This window comes from Pseudomonas sp. SMV71 (assembly GCF_052042015.1).
Classification (GTDB): domain Bacteria; phylum Pseudomonadota; class Gammaproteobacteria; order Pseudomonadales; family Pseudomonadaceae; genus Aquipseudomonas.
Map to the genome: position 1 here is coordinate 46,690 of NZ_JBKGGU010000017.1, position 16,137 is coordinate 62,826.

The 16,137-nt window shown below is 62.4% G+C and carries 15 protein-coding genes; 5 read left to right on the forward strand and 10 right to left on the reverse strand.

The genetic code is table 11. The annotated features are described in order from the left end of the window. Nucleotides 1-7 precede the first annotated feature (7 nt). Nucleotides 8-1,195, forward strand: coding sequence for a molybdopterin molybdotransferase MoeA (locus ACLEJQ_RS18330; protein WP_440797302.1), 1,188 nt, complete (start codon nt 8-10; stop codon nt 1,193-1,195). A 59-nt stretch (nt 1,196-1,254) separates the two neighbouring features. On the opposite strand, the gene ACLEJQ_RS18335 is transcribed toward ACLEJQ_RS18330, so the two are convergent. Then, nucleotides 1,255-1,563: a hypothetical protein gene (locus ACLEJQ_RS18335; protein WP_440797165.1), complete on the reverse strand. Its 309-nt coding sequence runs from the start codon at nt 1,561-1,563 to the stop codon at nt 1,255-1,257. 347 nt (nt 1,564-1,910) lie between these two features. Between ACLEJQ_RS18335 and yegS the strand changes: the two genes are divergently transcribed. After that, entirely contained in the window at nt 1,911-2,828 is a 918-nt protein-coding gene (gene yegS, locus ACLEJQ_RS18340; protein WP_440797167.1) for a lipid kinase YegS, read from the forward strand. On the opposite strand, the gene ACLEJQ_RS18345 is transcribed toward yegS, so the two are convergent. From ACLEJQ_RS18345 to ACLEJQ_RS18355, 3 genes are all read right to left on the reverse strand, one after another. Beyond that, nucleotides 2,812-3,471: a response regulator gene (locus ACLEJQ_RS18345; RefSeq protein ID WP_440797169.1), complete on the reverse strand. Its 660-nt coding sequence runs from the start codon at nt 3,469-3,471 to the stop codon at nt 2,812-2,814. The genes yegS and ACLEJQ_RS18345 overlap by 17 nt on opposite strands. Then, nucleotides 3,468-4,361 (reverse strand): sensor histidine kinase, encoded by an 894-nt coding sequence (locus ACLEJQ_RS18350; protein WP_440797304.1) that lies wholly within the window; start codon nt 4,359-4,361, stop codon nt 3,468-3,470. The genes ACLEJQ_RS18345 and ACLEJQ_RS18350 overlap by 4 nt, the downstream gene beginning before the upstream one ends. A 227-nt stretch (nt 4,362-4,588) precedes the next feature. Further along, a complete protein-coding gene (locus ACLEJQ_RS18355) occupies nt 4,589-5,059 on the reverse strand; it encodes a hypothetical protein (protein WP_440797171.1) in 471 nt (156 codons plus the stop codon). 461 nt (nt 5,060-5,520) lie between these two features. Here ACLEJQ_RS18355 and ACLEJQ_RS18360 point away from each other — a divergent pair, with 461 nt between their 5' ends. Further along, nucleotides 5,521-6,444 (forward strand): chemotaxis protein CheV, encoded by a 924-nt coding sequence (locus tag ACLEJQ_RS18360; RefSeq protein ID WP_440797173.1) that lies wholly within the window; start codon nt 5,521-5,523, stop codon nt 6,442-6,444. Nucleotides 6,445-6,515: 71 nt separating this feature from the next. After that, nucleotides 6,516-7,325: an MOSC domain-containing protein gene (locus ACLEJQ_RS18365; protein WP_440797175.1), complete on the forward strand. Its 810-nt coding sequence runs from the start codon at nt 6,516-6,518 to the stop codon at nt 7,323-7,325. A 205-nt stretch (nt 7,326-7,530) separates the two neighbouring features. Here the strand turns inward: ACLEJQ_RS18365 and ACLEJQ_RS18370 are convergent, their stop codons facing one another. From ACLEJQ_RS18370 to ACLEJQ_RS18395, 6 genes are all read right to left on the reverse strand, one after another. Then, the gene (locus ACLEJQ_RS18370) at nt 7,531-7,815 is read right to left on the reverse strand and encodes a pyrimidine/purine nucleoside phosphorylase (RefSeq protein ID WP_245144359.1); all 285 of its coding nucleotides are present in this window, start codon (nt 7,813-7,815) and stop codon (nt 7,531-7,533) included. Between the two features lie 94 nt (nt 7,816-7,909). Continuing rightward, on the reverse strand, nt 7,910-8,452 hold the full coding sequence (locus ACLEJQ_RS18375) for an exonuclease domain-containing protein (protein WP_440797177.1): 543 nt from the start codon (nt 8,450-8,452) through the stop codon (nt 7,910-7,912). A gap of 62 nt (nt 8,453-8,514) precedes the next feature. Next, nucleotides 8,515-10,485, reverse strand: a complete 1,971-nt coding sequence (locus tag ACLEJQ_RS18380; RefSeq protein WP_440797179.1) for an acetyl/propionyl/methylcrotonyl-CoA carboxylase subunit alpha — start codon at nt 10,483-10,485, stop codon at nt 8,515-8,517. A 132-nt stretch (nt 10,486-10,617) separates the two neighbouring features. Next, nucleotides 10,618-11,775 carry a citronellyl-CoA dehydrogenase gene (atuD, locus tag ACLEJQ_RS18385; protein ID WP_440797181.1) on the reverse strand — a complete coding sequence of 386 codons (1,158 nt, stop codon included), beginning with the start codon at nt 11,773-11,775 and terminating at the stop codon, nt 10,618-10,620. A 43-nt stretch (nt 11,776-11,818) separates the two neighbouring features. After that, nucleotides 11,819-13,435, reverse strand: a complete 1,617-nt coding sequence (locus ACLEJQ_RS18390; RefSeq protein ID WP_440797183.1) for an acyl-CoA carboxylase subunit beta — start codon at nt 13,433-13,435, stop codon at nt 11,819-11,821. A gap of 28 nt (nt 13,436-13,463) precedes the next feature. Beyond that, a complete protein-coding gene (locus ACLEJQ_RS18395; protein WP_440797185.1) occupies nt 13,464-15,254 on the reverse strand; it encodes an acyclic terpene utilization AtuA family protein in 1,791 nt (596 codons plus the stop codon). 194 nt (nt 15,255-15,448) lie between these two features. On the opposite strand from ACLEJQ_RS18395, the gene ACLEJQ_RS18400 reads away from it, so the two are divergent. Continuing rightward, complete coding sequence (locus tag ACLEJQ_RS18400) at nt 15,449-16,075, forward strand: TetR/AcrR family transcriptional regulator (RefSeq protein ID WP_440797187.1); 627 nt, start codon at nt 15,449-15,451, stop codon at nt 16,073-16,075. Nucleotides 16,076-16,137: the final 62 nt, after the last annotated feature.

Sequence of the window (16,137 nt, forward strand, 5' to 3'; positions counted from 1 at the left end):
GGCCTTGATGGCCGTAGAGGTGGCATTGCAGCGCCTGCTCGAAATGGCCCAAGCGGCACCGATCCTCGAACGCGAGCGTCTGCCCTTGGCCGAGTCGCTCGGTCGGGTGCTGGCGCAGGATCTGGTGTCGACTCTTGATTTACCGCCTTGGCCCAACAGCGCGATGGACGGCTATGCCTTGCGCTTGGCCGACTGGAGTGGTGAACCGTTGACGGTCAGCCAGCGGGTCTTCGCCGGCCAGGCGCCGCAGCGGCTGGCGGCAGGAACCTGTGCGCGGATCTTCACCGGAGCGCCCGTGCCTGCCGGTGCCGATTGTGTCGAGATGCAGGAAAATACGGTGGTCGAAGACGACCAGCGGGTGCGGTTTACCGAATCCATGGTCGTTGGGCAGAACATTCGTCCCCAGGGGCAGGAAACCACCGTCGGGGAACAAGTCCTCAGCGCTGGTACGCGCCTGGGGCCGATCGAGCTGGGGCTGGCGGCCTCATTGGGGTGTGCATCGCTGGAGGTGGTGCGCAAGGTACGCGTTGCGGTGCTGTCCACCGGCGACGAACTGGTCGAGCCGGGCCAGACACTGGGCGCTGGTCAGATCTATAACAGTAACCGGGTGCTGCTCTGCGGCTGGCTACAGGGCCTGGGCTGCGAAGTGATCGACGCAGGTATCCTTCCGGACGATCTGCCGGCTACCCGCGAGCGTCTGGCGCAGTTGTCGGACGTCGACCTGATTCTGTCCACCGGCGGCGTGTCGGTGGGCGAAGCGGACTTCCTGGGCATCGCCTTGCGCGAGGACGGAGAGCTGGCGCTCTGGAAACTCGCCATCAAGCCTGGTAAACCATTGACGTTCGGGCACTACCGTGGCGTGCCGGTGATCGGCCTGCCCGGGAACCCGGCTTCTACCCTGGTGACCTTCGCCCTGTTGGCCAGGCCTTATCTGCTCAGACGCCAGGGTGTTCAGTCGGTCGCGCCGCTCAAGTTCAAGGTGCCAGCCGGTTTCGCCTGGTCGAAGGCCGGCAGCCGGCGAGAATACTTGCGCGGTCGAATGGAGAACGGGCGAGCGATCATCTATCGCAATCAGAGCTCCGGTGTCCTGCGCAGCGCAGCCTGGGCCGAAGGGCTGGTCGAGGTGCTCGAGCAGCAAACGCTGGTCGAGGGCGACGAAGTCAGCTTCATTCCCTTGAGTGAAGTGCTGGGCTGACGCCGCGGCGACAATCCTGCGGCCCGAGCCGGATCCCCGGGCCCTTGCCCGTGCTGCTGTCATCGGGTCAACAGCATGACCACCTGGTCGAAGCGGCTGTTCGCGATCCAGCCCAGCAGGCCAAGCACCACCGCCGCAGCGCCGGCCGAATAGGCCAGCCTGTGGCGGATCACCTTTACGTCGGTGCGGATCTCATCCATGTCTTTGCGGATGTATTTAAGGTGGGTTTCCAGTTCAACGACGCGCGGTTCCAAATCGATTCCTCCGGAGGGACTGTTGCAACTTTTGCATTCGTTCTGAGCATTGGCCCGCTCGCTCCCAAAGGATGCGAGCGGCCGTGGCGACAGCTTATATTCACGGCTATGCATGGGACGACCCATCCCTTCGGCCTGCACTGTTCGAACCTCTGATCCAGCCCCTGAGGGCCGCGTTGTATCCATCCATGGGTCAGTATTTCCTTGTGTGATGAGTGTTTTCGATGATCCAGCAAAACAGAATCCCAAGGTGTCTCAATACCGCTAGAGGGTCAATTGAGCTGATTCGCCAGATCTTGTAAGAAAACTCTTCGAATACCGAAGTATCGGTCCGGCGAGTGGCTCAGCCGGCCTTGGTTCGGTACGGCTGCGCGGTATTTTTTACTGAATTGGCGCCAATAGGGCTTTTTCAGCCGGATGAGTGGTCCCATTTCCTGAACCTTCCAATGACGGAGAGAACGATGAGCAAGGGCAAGGCGCTGTTGATATTGCATGGCAAGCAGGCGCTCAACGAAGAGGTTCGCGCGGCGGTAATGCTCAAGCGCAAGCAAGGCTGGGACCTGGCGGTGCGCTTGACCTGGGAGGCCGGCGATGCCCGGCGATGCGTCAATGAGGCGCTGGACGCCGGTTACACCCGTCTGATCGCCGGAGGCGGTGACGGGACGTTGCGCGATATCGCCGAGGCAATGGTCCTCAAGGCCAGTGATGCCAGCCTGGTGCTCCTGCCGTTGGGCACGGCCAATGATTTTGCCCGGGCGGCCGGTGTTCCACTGGAGCCTGAGCAGGCCTTGGGCCTGCTGGACGTTGCCCCGCGGGCCGTAGACGTGGGGGAAGTCGGCGGCGCGATTTTCCTGAATATGGCTACCGGAGGGTTTGGCAGCCAAGTGACGGCGAACACCTCGGAAGATCTGAAGAAAGTCTTGGGTGGCGCCGCCTATCTGTTCACCGGTCTGACGCGGTTCAGTGAGCTGAGCGCGGCCTATGGCGAACTGCAGGGACCGGATTTTCACTGGCAGGGCGATTTGCTGGCGCTGGGCATCGGCAATGGCCGACAGGCGGGAGGAGGCCATGTCCTGTGCCCGCAGGCGTTGGCTGACGATGGGTTGCTGGACATCAGCATCCTGCCGGCGCCTCAGGAAGTGGTGGGGACCTTGAAGGATTTGCTCGCCGGCGGCCTGGGCATCGACAACATGTTCGTGCGGGCGCGTCTGCCCTGGGTGGAGATCAAGGTTGCTCAGGGCCTGGATATCAATCTGGATGGCGAACCGTTGCAGGTCGACGCGTTGCGTTTCACGGTGCGTCCCAAGGCGTTGCGGGTGCACCTGCCGTCCGATTCACCCTTGCTGGGCGGCCCGGGGACGCTCAATCGTCCAGGCTGATGATTTTTTCGCGCACGGCGAACAGCACGAGCCCGGCCACATCGTGGATCTGCAAGCGCTTCATGATCTGCGCTCGATGGGTTTCCACGGTCTTGATGCTCAGGCTCAGGCCGTTGGCGATTTCCCGGGTGGACTTGCCGCGCACGATCAGGCGCAGGATTTCCAGCTGGCGTGCCGTCAGATTATGGGCCTGGGCAGGGTCGGACTGCTGTTTCTGGGCACGGGTCAGCGCCTGATTGATCACCGTGTGGGCGATGGCCGGGCTCAGGTAGCGTTCGTTGTTGCGCAGTGCGTCCAGGGCGTGTTCCAGCTCGGTGGGGCTGGTGTCCTTGAGCAGATAGCCATGGGCGCCGGATTCCAGGGCCTGCATGATCAGCGCCGGGTCGGTGTGCATGGACAGGATCAGCACCTTGCTTTGTGGCCTTACTCGCTTGAGTTGCTGCAAGGCATCCAGGCCGCTGGTGTCTTTCATGGAAATGTCCAGCAGCACGATATCCGGGGCCAGCCGTTCGACCAATTCCACCAGTTGCTTGCCGTCATTGGCTTCACCGATGACGGCATAGTCCGGAATATCGCTGATCAGGGCGCGTACACCGGCCCTGATCAGGGAGTGGTCATCTACCAGCAGTAAGTTGCAAGTCAATGGAGAACCTTATTCTTACTGGCCCGTTCCAGGGCACGTGGCGCCCAGGGTAGGCGGGCTTCGATGTGGGTGCCCTTGCCGGCTTCGCTGATGACGGTGAGGGTGCCGCCCAGCTGTTCGACCCGTTCCGACATGCCGGCCATGCCACGCTGGCCTTCATGGGCGGGGTGGAGCGCCGGGACAAAACCCTGACCATCATCGACGATCAGCAAGGTGAGGCCGTCAGGCAAGCGTTGCAGGCGTACCAGCAGATTGCTCGCCCCGGCATGGCGCAACATGTTGGTGACCGCTTCCTGGGTAATCCGGAAGATCGCGACCGACATTTCTTCAGGGATGCCGGTCATGCGTTGTTGGCAATCGAGGCTCCATTTGACCGGCGCATTGGCCAGTGTCTTGAGCAGGTGCGCCCGCAAACTGGCTTCCAGGCCCAGGCTGGTCAGTTGCCGGGGATTGAGGACCGCCGATACATCGCGGACTTTGTCGAGGGTTTCGTCCAGGGTCTCGCAGAGGGTGGTGCACTGGCCCTGCATTTCTTCGGGCATCCGGCGCTTCAGCCATTCGCCTTGCAGCTTCGCCGCAGTGAGCAACTGGCCGATGTCGTCGTGCAGTTCACGGCTGAGTCGACGGCGTTCGTTTTCCTGGACTTCGAGCAGTCGGTCGGCCAGTTCCTGCGGCTGGAGCTTGATGGAGGTACGGGCCAGGCGGTGGTGAATCCAGACACAGGTCGTGGCCGCGACGTTCAACGCCAGCAGAACCAGCGGCACTTCATCGGCAAACAGATAGGCCAGCAGGCAACCGACGCTCGAGCAGATGCACAGCATTAACGTGAAGCGGCGGGCATTTTCTCGGGAGGGAGGCCAGGTAATGAAGGATTTGAAGCTGGCGTACATAGCGGATGGAGCCAATGAAGGTTCGCTGCGGGCTGGCCGGTCAGGGCATCTGACAGGCCGGGTTGGTAAACGTATCAGGTCGAAGGTGGCTTCGGTCGGCGTGGGGCAGGGCCGTTGAAGCAACTGACGCGAGAGATAGTACCACTTCGAGGATGGTTGGTCGCGCTCGGCATGAACACTTGTGGGGGATGAGCCTGGCCGCCTCCGCCGGACGGGAAGCACTGATCTCAGGCTTGCTTATGAGCGAAGGGCACCAGAACCACTGGGCGTGAAACGGCCGATGCCTGGCAGGGGCTCTGTCCGACCTGGTACGCGAAGGCTTCGATCAGTGAAGTCTGTTCGCTGCTGTCCAGGCTGAGCTTGCCGGTGGTGGGGTCCACCAGTTCCAGCTGCCACGCCATCAGCGTAAAGCAATCCTTCAAGGCATCCAGGGCCTGATCATGCAGTTCCATATGATTATGCGCATGGCTGAGCAAACCATGGATATGCAGGGAAAACTCCGAAACCGATTCCAGTGCCAGGGCATTGGCCTTCTTGGCCAGCTTCAGCAAGGTGCTGAGCATGCAGTCAATGGCGTCTTTGTCATTGCTGATCAACTGCAGGTGGCTCAGGCACTCTTCGGACTTGGCCAGCAGCGTTTCCGCCTCGCTCAGGAATTCAGGGAAGCGTTGACTCCAGTCCCTGTGATCGTTCGGCATGCTTATCTCCACAACATCATGTCAGGCGAAAGGAAACCGCGTATGGCCAACGGCTGGTTTTCAAGGACGGCGACGCCGTGGTGTACATCGAAGGCAGATTCGCAAACGATTGCACTGGCAAGGTCGGCCAGAAGGCTGGAGGACCGATGTCCCGTGATCGCGCACAAAGGCCTGACTCCGTTCAGCAATGAGAATGGCGTCACATTAATGGCTATTGAATAACGGGAATATCAGGTTGGACCTGATTGTGCCTAGGGGAATCCCTTAGGCGAAGGGAACTTTATACGCAAACCGAGGTCGCGCAGCGCAGAAAAATGCTGGATGAAGCAATGAAGCCAGTAGAACATGATGTTAATGTGATATCAACTTCCCGCGTTCATATTTTATGAGGGGTCAAGATCCTACGCAGGCAGCCGATAGCTGTTTCATTGGATTCATCCGCACAAGCCCAGGAGTCATCGATGGCCGGCATTCTCGACACAGTAGATCAACGAACCCAACTGGTGGGTGAGAATCGCCTGGAAATTCTCATGTTTCGCCTGGCGGGGCGGCAGTTGTTCGCCATTAACGTGTTCAAGGTCCAGGAAGTCCTCCAACTGCCGAAGTTGACCCTGATGCCGCAACGCCATGCATTCGTCTGCGGCGTGGTCAACCTGCGCGGCCAGACGCTGCCGGTGATCGACCTGTCCCAGGCCATCGGCATGCGTCCACTGGTACCGGGGCCTAACAGCACCATCATCGTCACCGAGTACAACCGTTCGGTCCAGGCGTTCCTGGTGGGCGGCGTGGACCGCATCGTCAACATGAACTGGGAAGCCATTCTGCCGCCGCCGTCCAGTGCGGGTCGGGAGCATTACCTGACGGCCATCAGCAAGGTGGACGACCAGTTGGTGGAAATCATCGACGTGGAGAAGGTCCTGGCTGAAATCGTGCCCTATAACGCCAAGGTCTCCCGGGACAAGCTCGAAGACCCGGTGCTGGAGCGCGCCCGTGGCCGCGAAGTGCTGCTGGTGGATGACTCCAACGTCGCGCTCTCGCAATTGCGCGATACCTTGGGGCAACTGGGCGTGAAGATGCACATCGCCAGCGACGGCTTGAAAGCCTTGAACATGCTCAAGGCCTGGGCCGACACCGGCGAGGTGATGACCGACAAATTGCTGATGATCTTCACCGACGCGGAAATGCCGGAAATGGACGGCTACCGCCTGACCACCGAAATCCGCAACGATCCACGTCTGCGCGGGCTTTATGTTGTGTTGCACACCTCGCTGTCCGGCAGTTTCAACGACTCGATGGTCAAGAAGGTCGGCTGCGACAACTTCCTCTCCAAGTTCCAGCCGGACAAACTGGTCGACGTGGTACGCCAGCGGCTGGCGTTGGACTGACGCTGATGCGGGTTTGCTTCAATGGCCGGCTCGTATAAGGTGGCATTTTTTCGCCACCAGGGAAGCTGACCATGTTGCGGCTGAGCGCGCTGTACCGTTATCCGTTGAAGTCCGGCAAGGGCCAGTCCCTGCAGGGGATTGGCCTGGACAAGCTTGGGCTGGACGGTGACCGGCGCTGGATGCTGGTGGATGAGGGCACGGGGCGTTTCCTGACCCAGCGCGCCGTGGCGAAGATGAGCCAGCTCTCGGCGTTGTGGAACGAGACCGGCGGCCTTACGCTCAGCGCGCCGGGCCACGGCGCCATCGACGTGCCGCTACCGGTGACCGTCGAGGAACAACGGCGCGGGGTGATCATCTGGCGGGACACCTTGCGCGTGCCGGACGCGGGCGATGAGGCGGCTGCCTGGGTCAGCGATTTTATCGGTAACCCTACGCGACTGGTGCACGTGCCGGTGGAGCTGGCCCGCACCACCGCCGCCGGCTATGGCAAGGATGATGACAAAGTCGCCTTTGCCGACGGTTTTCCATTGCTGCTGATCGGCCAGGCTTCCCTCGAGGATTTGTCCAATCGGGTCGGCCGCCCGTTGGACATGCTGCGTTTTCGCCCCAACCTGGTGGTCGAGGGCAGCGAGGCGTTCGCCGAGGATGGCTGGAAGCGCATTCGAATCGGCGAGGTGGAATTCCGCCTGGTCAAGCCATGCTCGCGCTGCATCATGACCACGGTAGATCCGCACACCGGAGAGCGCGATCCGAACCGCGAACCCTTTGCCACCTTGCAGCACTACCGTTCGACCCCGGACGGGGCGATGTTTGGCCAGAACCTGGTCAACGACAGCAACGGTCAGCTTGAAGTCGGCATGTCGGTTGAAGTGCTTGAATAAGAAGTGCTCGAATAAAAAGCTCCTTTAAAAAAATGCCCGTGTCCAATGACACGGGCATTTTTTTATTCATCCATTGGCTTCTGTGGCGAGGGAGCTTGCTCCCGCTGGGGTGCAAAGCAGCCCCCAACCTGACGCGTCACATTGAAGGGACGCTGACGCGTCCAACGGGAGCAAGCGCCCTCGCCACAGGTTTTGGTGTTGGTTTTCAGCCGCGGTATTCGCACAGGTAAGCGGTGTCGACGGCGACTTTCAGCTGGAACTTGCTGTTGGCCGGAACATTGAACTGACTGCCAGCGGCGAAGGTTTCCCAGTCACTGCTCTCGGGCAGTTTCACCGTCAGGGCGCCGGAGACGACGTGCATGATTTCCCGTTGGGCGGTGCCGAATTCGTATTCGCCCGGTGCCATGACACCGATGGTCGCAGGGCCTTCAGCGGTGCCGAAAGCGATCGACTTGACGGTGCCGTCGAAGTACTCGTTGACTTTGAACATGGGCGATTCCTCGAAAAAGGGGCTGAAAAAGGCCGGCCAGTATGCACAAGGCTTCAGGTTTCGTCATCTGCCGCACCGAGTCGCGGCCCGCCGTTCAGACTGGAAGCACGAGAGGCAACAGACGCGCTGTATTGCGCGCATCTTCCAGCGCCCGGTGCTGCTGACCCACAAATTGCAGGCCGGCCAGTTGCAGTGCGCCATTGAGCCCCAACGGTCGCTCCAGGCGCCGGGCCTTGGCAAAGCGCTGTTTGAGATTCATGTGCGGGACTTGGGCGAGGATGCCATGCAGGTTCAGGCGCTGCCATTCCTGGAGCAGTTGCTTGCGGTCGTAGTCACCCCAACTGACCCAGCTCTGCAACTTCGCGTGATAGGGCGCCAACCAGTGCTCAAACGCGGGCCAGACGTCGCTCAACGGCGCGGCGCTGTCAATGTTGGCCTGGGTGATATGGGTCAGCTCGCGACAGAAAGGCGTGAGCAGCGGTCGCCTCAGGGGCCGCACGAAGCGCTGGAAAGCGTCCACCTCACGACCGTCACGATTCACCAGCGTCGCGCCGATCTCGATAATTTCCATTTCGGTTACCGGCCAGCCACCTTCATCGGTAGTGGCCTCCAGATCAATCACCAGCCAGTGAGGCATTGCAAGGTTCCCGATATCGGCACGCAGATGGGGTTGAGCGTAGTCAAACCCGGCGTATCCGCCTAGTCGGCTGTTTCGACCTGCAACAAAACCTGGCGGTTCCTCACCTGGTCGCCCCGGTTGACCTGCAAGTGCCTGACCACGCCGTCGGTGCCGGCCTTGAGAGGGTGCTCCATTTTCATGGCTTCGAGCACAATCAACGGTTGGCCCTGACGCACGATGCTGCCTTCGCTGATCAACACCTCGACTACGGCCCCGTCCATCGGTGCCCTCAGCGTGCCGTCGCCGGTGATGGGTTTCGCTGCCACGGCGGCGCGGGTGCAGTCCTGAAACCGCACGCTGCCGGGGCGAGCGGACAACCATAGGTTGCTGCCGTCGAGACGCCAGTCATGGTGCTGACGAACGCCGTTGATGATCAGCGTGGCCCGGCGCCGATCGACGGCGAGCAGCTTCAGCCCGATCGACTGCCCGGCGCAGCGGATGTTCAACGTCCCATCGGTTTCGGCAGTCAGGGTCAGCGACCAGTCGTGCTCGCCGACACCGATTCGATAGTGCAGTGTCGCGCCGGTGTTGTTGCGCCACCCGCCCAGGCCCGGAGCGTGCAATGCATACGTGGCGTGATAGAACAGCGCCGTTGCGATGGCCACTTGTTCGGCGCAGGGTTCGGCGCTGCGCAGTGCGGTGAGCTCGGTAAAGTGCTGCCCGATGAAGCCAGTGCCGAAGTCCGCATCGATGAAACGAGGATGCGCCAGTAGCCCGGCCAGCAATCGCTGATTGCTTTGCATGCCAAGCAGCACGCAGTCTTCCACTGCCCGTAACAGTTTGCGTCGAGCCTCTTCGCGGGTCGCGCCATGGGCGATGAGCTTGCCCAGCATCGGATCATAGAACGGCGTGACGGCCTGGCCCTCCAGCAGTCCATGATCGGTGCGCACACCCTCCCGGATGGGCGGTTCCCAGCCCACCAGTTGCCCGGTCTGGGGCAGGAAATCCGCGCTGGGGTCCTCTGCGTAAAGCCGGGCTTGCATGGCGTGTCCGCACAGTTGCAGCTGACTCTGGCCCAGCGGCAACGGCAGGCCTGCGGCGACGTCCAGTTGCCAGGCCACCAGGTCCAGGCCGGTGATCAGCTCGGTCACCGGGTGCTCGACTTGCAGCCTTGTGTTCATCTCCAAAAAATAGAACCGGCCGTTAGAGGCGAGCAGGAATTCCACGGTGCCGGCACCGACGTAGTTCACCGCGCGCCCGGCCATGAGCGCGGCCTCGCCCATGGCTTGGCGCAGCTCGGCGGTCATGACCGGGCAGGGCGCTTCTTCGATGACTTTCTGGTGGCGCCGTTGGATCGAGCAGTCCCGTTCGCCCAGATGGATCAACTGACCATGGTGGTCGCCGAAAATCTGCACCTCGACGTGCCGTGGATCGATCAAGGCCTGTTCGAGAATCAGCTCGCCGTTCCCGAAACCATGCAGTGCTTCGGAGCGTGCAATGCGCAATAGGTCCGGCAGGTCCTCAGGCCGCTGCACCAGGCGCATGCCACGGCCGCCACCGCCGGCGCTGGCCTTGATCATCAACGGGTAGCCGATGCGTTCGGCTTCGCGGCGCAACGTATCATCATCCTGGGCGCTGCCCTGATAGCCGGCGATGCAGGGTACGCCGGCGGCGACCATGGCGATTTTCGAGCGGCGTTTGCTGCCCATCAGTTCGATGGCCTCGGCGCTCGGACCGATGAACACGAGTCCGGCTTCGCCGCAGGCCCTGGCGAACCCGGCGTTTTCCGAAAGGAAGCCGTAGCCGGGGTGGATCGCGTCGGCGCCGGTGCGCCGGGCCGCGTCGAGAATCGCCGGTTGGTCGAGATAGGATAGCTGCACCGGGGCCGGACCGATCAGCACCGCTTCATCGGCCATGCGCACGTGCGGCGCGTCGGCGTCGGCCTCGCTGTACACCGCCACAGTGCGATAGCCCAAGGCTTGGGCGGTGCGTTGGATCCGGCAGGCGATTTCGCCGCGGTTGGCGATGAGGATTTTGCTGAAGGCGGGCATGGTGATCATCCCTTGGCTTTTTGGAGTGGCTTTCAGGGCCTCATCGCGAGCAAGCTCGCTCCCACAATGGGCAATGCTCGCGGTCCATGTGGGAGCGAGCTTGCTCGCGATGACGGTCTGGCAGGCAGATGTTCATTTTTTCTTCCCCGGCAAAATCCCCATCAACTTGCAGATGATGCCCAGCATGATCTCATCCGCTCCGGCGCCGATGGACACCAGTCGCACATCACGATAGGCCCGTGCCACGGGGTTGTCCCACATGAACCCCATGCCGCCCCAGTATTGCAGGCAGTTGTCGGTGACCTCCCGGGCGAGGCGGCCGGCCTTGAGTTTGGCCATGGACGCCAGTCGCGTGACGTCCTGGCCACCGATGTACTGCTCGGTGGCCTGGTAGACCAGCGCCCGCAGGCATTCGATCTCGCTGGCCAGTTCCGCCAGGCGAAAGTGGATCACCTGATTGTCGATCAGCGCCGCGCCGAAGGTCTGGCGCGCCTGGCAGTATTCGATGGTGCTGTCGACGCAGCGCTCCAGGCCCTTGATCATGTTCGCCGCGCCGAACAGGCGTTCTTCCTGGAATTGCATCATCTGCATCATGAACCCGGCGCCTTCCTGGCCGATGCGGTTGCGTTGCGGCACCCGCACGTCGTCGAAGAACACCTGGGCGGTTTCCGAGCTGCGCATGCCCAGTTTGTCCAGGTGCGGGCCGAGGCTGACGCCGGGGCTGTGCATCGGCACGATGATCAGGGACTTGTTGACGTGGGGTTTGTCGTCCGAGGTATTGGCGAGCAGGCAGATGAAGTCGGCGCTTGGCGCATTGGTGATCCACATCTTGCTGCCGTTGATGATGTAGTCGCCGCCGTCCTTGCGCGCCGTGGTCTTGAGCCCGGCGACGTCGGAACCGGCGCCGACCTCCGAGACGCCGATGCAACCCACCTGTTCGCCGCGTATCGCCGGGCGCAGGAACTCTTCACGCAATTGATCGGAGCCGAAACGCGCCAGGGCCGGCGTGCACATGTCGGTCTGTACGCCGATGGACATCGGCACGCCGCCGCAATGAATGGTGCCGAATTCCTCGGCGGCAACAATCGAGTAGCTGTAGTCCAGGCCCATGCCGCCGAACGGTTGCGGCTTGGAGATACCCAACAGGCCCAGTTCGCCGGCCCTGCGGAAAATCTCATGAATGGGAAAGCGTCCGGCTTTCTCCCATTCGTCGACATAGGGGTTGATGTCGTGGTCGACAAACTGGCGAACGGTGCGCCGCAGCGCTTCGTGTTCCTGGGTGAAGATCATGTTTATTGTTCCCCTGGTCTGCGCTCGGAAGTCCTTCGGGTGTTCAAAAACGGGCCACGCCGAAGCTGTTGGGTTGCAGCGTCCGCCGTTCGGCTTCGTGACAGATGTCCAGCAGCAAGCCCAGCAACGGGCGGGTCTGGCGCGGATCGATCAAGCCGTCGTCCCACAGGTTGGCGCTGCCATAGAGCGCCGTGGACTGGCTGTCGAGTTGTTGAGCGGTGGTTTGCTCCAGCAGGTCCAGCGCTTTGAAATCGGGGCTCAGGCCGTTCCTGATCTGTGTGGCCTCGGCAACGATACGCAGGACTTTGCCGGCCTGGGCGCCGCCCATCACGGCGGTGCGGCTGTTGGGCCAAGCGAAGATGAACCGAGGGTCCAACCCGCGACCGCACATGGCGTAGTTGCCGGCGCCGTAGGAACCGCCCACGACGACGGTCAGCTTGGGCACCCGGGCGTTGGCCACGGCCTGGATCATCTTGGCGCCGTGCTTGATGACGCCCTGGCGTTCGGCTTCGGTGCCGACCATGAACCCGGTAGTGTTGTGCAGGAACAGCAGCGGTGTACGACTCTGGTCACATAGTTGAATGAACTGCGCGGCCTTGCTGGCGCCCTTGGGCGTGATCGGTCCGTTGTTGCCGATCATGCCCACGGCATGGCCACGGATGTGCAGGTGGCCGCAGATCGTCTGGGGGTCGAACTCGCTCTTGAATTCCAGGAAACTCGAACCGTCGGCGATGCGCGCGATGATTTCCCGCACGTCGTAGGGTTTCCTCGGATCATCCGGCACCAACCCCAGTAACTCATCGGCGGGGTAGCGCGGTTCCGTCCAGGTCCGCTCGGGCGCTGGCGGCAGGTGCGCATCCCATGGCAGCAGGCTGAGAATCTCCCGGGCCAGGCGTATGCCGTCGGCGTCGTTTTCGGCCAGGTATTCGGCGGTGCCGGCCACCTGGGCGTGCATCAGCGCGCCGCCCAGTTCTTCTTCTGTGGCGATTTCGCCCGTGGCAGCCTTGAGCAACGGAGGCCCGGCGAGGAACAGCCGCGCCTTGTCGCGCACCACCACCACATAATCCGACAGTCCTGGCTGATAAGCGCCGCCCGCTGTGGCCGAGCCATGCACCACCGTGATCTGTGGCAGGCCCATGGCCGACATCCGCGCCTGATTGGCAAAGCTGCGCGCACCTTCGACGAAAATCTGTGCGGCGTAATTGAGGTTGGCACCGCCGCTTTCGGCAAGGGTGACCACCGGCAGTCGGTTTTCCATGGCGATCCGTTGCAGGCGCAAGGTCTTGTGCAGGCCGCTGGGGGAAATGGTCCCGCCCTTGATTGCGCTGTCGTTCGCCACCACCAGCACCCGCACGCCACTGACATAGCCGATCCCGGCGATCAACCCAGCGCCGGCTCCGCTGCCATCCTTGTCGTCATGCAGCTTGTAGCCGGCCAGGCTCGCCAGTTCGAGAAACGGTGCACCGGGGTCCAGCAGCAGGTTCACGCGCTGGCGCGGTAACAGTTGCCCGCGTTGCTCGAACTTGCCCTGGACCTGGGCGGCTTTCTCCTGCACAGCCTGTTCGAGCCGCTGCAACTGCTCGACCCCGGCCAGCATTGCAGCGTGATTACGGACGAATTCGGCGCTGTGCGGGTCAAGCTGCGATTCGATCACTGGCATCGAGGGTTGCCTCTTCAATGGCCGTCGTTCAGTCGAGTTGGTCGACGATGCTCTGCGGCACCGGTATCTGGATTTCCAGCAACTGCTGGGCGAACGCCTTGCCCTGCGGATCGATGCGCAGGCTTGCGGCGCCACCGCCACCGAGGGCGTGCTCCAGCAGGAAATTCAGACTGTGGGTGCCCGGCAGGTACCAGCGCTCGACACGGCCCAGCAGCGGGTCGAGCACGTGACTCATCCAGTCGACCATCACCTCCGGGGTCAACGCCTCGGCGATCCATGGCAGGTAGTCCGGCTCGCGGGCGATGACGCCGATGTTGCTGTGGTTACCTTTGTCGCCCGAGCGCGCCACCGCCAGTCTGACCAGCGCAACGCTGGCGTCGGCCCGACCCTGAGGCTTGGGCAGGTCCGGGGCGATCGGCAGGTCGGCGATCGCCAGCGGTTCAAGGACCGGCAGGGGACAAGGGTGGCGCTGGCCGTCGAGTTCGATTTCCAGCCGACAGGCGGACTTATCGACGAGGCATGAAAACAGGCGAATCAGCGGTGACACCGTGGGACGGCCGCCCACCAGACCGGTCAGGCCCGGCGCCATGCCGGTTGCGGCTTGGGCTATTTCCTTTGAAAACAATACCAGCGCCTGTTGGTCCGGATGGCGTACCGCCAGCTTGATCAGCACTTCGCGGCTGTCCTGGCGTTGGCCGTGCTGGCCGTAGGTCGCTTCGCTGCCGAGCAGCTCGACGCTCACCTCGCTGAAAGGCTCCCAGCCGCGCTGGCTGAACATTTGCGAAGTCCGGGCGATGATTGCCTGGCTGACGCGTTCGGCCTTCGCCACCGCGTCGATGCCGGCGATCAGGCACATGGCGGTGCAGCGAAAACCATCCGGCCAGGTGGCGCAGACCTTGTATTGACCCGTGGGCGGCAGGCCTCGGGCACCGTGGACACGCACCGCATGCTTGCCTTGCTGGATCAGCCTGACCTGGCTGAAGTCGCAGATCACGTCCGGCAGCAGGTAGCCTTGCGGGTCGCCGATCTCATAGAGCAACTGCTCACCGACGGTCAGCGGCGTCACCAACCCGCCGGTGCCTGGGGCCTTGGTAACGATGAACTGGCCGTCGGCGCTGACCTCGACGATGGGAAATCCGATGTGCTCGTAATCCGGGACGTCCCGCCAGTCGGTGAAGTTGCCCCCGGTGCACTGCGCGCCGCATTCGATCAGATGTCCGGCCAGGGCGGCCTGGGCCAGTTTGTCGTAGTCGTGCCAGGCCCAGCCGAACTCGTGCACCAGGGCGGCGCTGACCACCGCGCTGTCGACGACGCGACCGGTGATCACGATGTCGGCCCCCAGGCGCAAGGCTTCGACAATGCCGGGGGCACCGAGGTAGGCATTGGTGGAAATACAGGTGGAAGGCAGCGGTTCGCCACTGGACAGGTCGCGAATGTCCTGGCCGGCGAGCTGTTGAAGCCGGGGTTGCAGGTCATCGCCCAGCAGCACGGCGATCTTCAACGGTACGCCGGCCGTATCGCAAGCCGCTTGCAGCGCTGCGGCGCAAGCCTGTGGATTGACGCCGCCGGCGTTGCTGATCACGCGGATCCGATCTGCATGCAGGCGCTGGAGCAGGGGCGTGAGGACGTCGATGAAGTCTCTCGCGTAGCCAGCCCGAGGGTCCTTCAAACGGGCCCCTGCCATGATCGACATCGTGACTTCGGCCAGATAGTCGAACACCAGGTAATCCAGTTCCCCGCCTTCGACCAGCTGCGCCGCTGCGGTGCAGGTGTCGCCCCAGAAGGCGCTGGCGCAACCGATACGGATCGTTCTTGGCATGGAGCACCCTCCGACAAACGTCGCTCGAGACTACCAAGCAAGCGCTTGGTTCGCAAACATCGATTCCGTCTTCTGGCCGAGCGCTTGCTTGGTCGCGTCGCTCAGCTTAAATTGCCCGCGCCACCTTGCTGTACAGAGGCAGCTGCACAGAAGCAATGGCCGCGCATGGGTTGATCGACTGTAGGAGATAACGGGTGGACGAGCAAAAAGCCTTGAGGGTGATGCGCGAGCTGGTCGACAGCGGACAACTGACCGACCCGGACAGCGCTCGCGGCAAGCTGCTCCAGACCGCCGCCCACCTGTTTCGCAACAAAGGCTTCGAACGCACCACCGTGCGCGACCTGGCAAGTGCCGTGGGCATCCAGTCGGGCAGCATCTTTCATCATTTCAAGAGCAAGGACGAAATCCTGCGGGCGGTGATGGAAGAAACCATCCGCTACAACACTGCGTTGATGCGCGCCGCGCTGGCCGAGGCGGGCACAGTGCGTGAACGGGTGCTGGCGCTGATCCGTTGCGAATTGCAGTCGATCATGGGCGGCACCGGCGAGGCGATGGCAGTGCTGGTCTATGAGTGGCGTTCGCTGTCCCAGCAAGGACAGAAACACGTGCTGGCCCTGCGCGATATCTATGAAGACTTGTGGCTGGAGGTATTGGGCCAGGCCAAGCAGGCCGGGTATATTCGCGGCGATGTGTTCATCACCCGGCGTTTCCTCACGGGGGCGTTGTCCTGGACCACCACCTGGTTTCGCGCCGAGGGCAACCTGAGCCTCGATGAGCTGGCCGAGCAGGCGCTGGTCCTTGTGCTTGAAGAAAAACAATAAAAAAGCGGTGCACTAAATGGGCCGCACGGTGGCTAAGCGGCGCAGATCGCCTAGCTTGATTG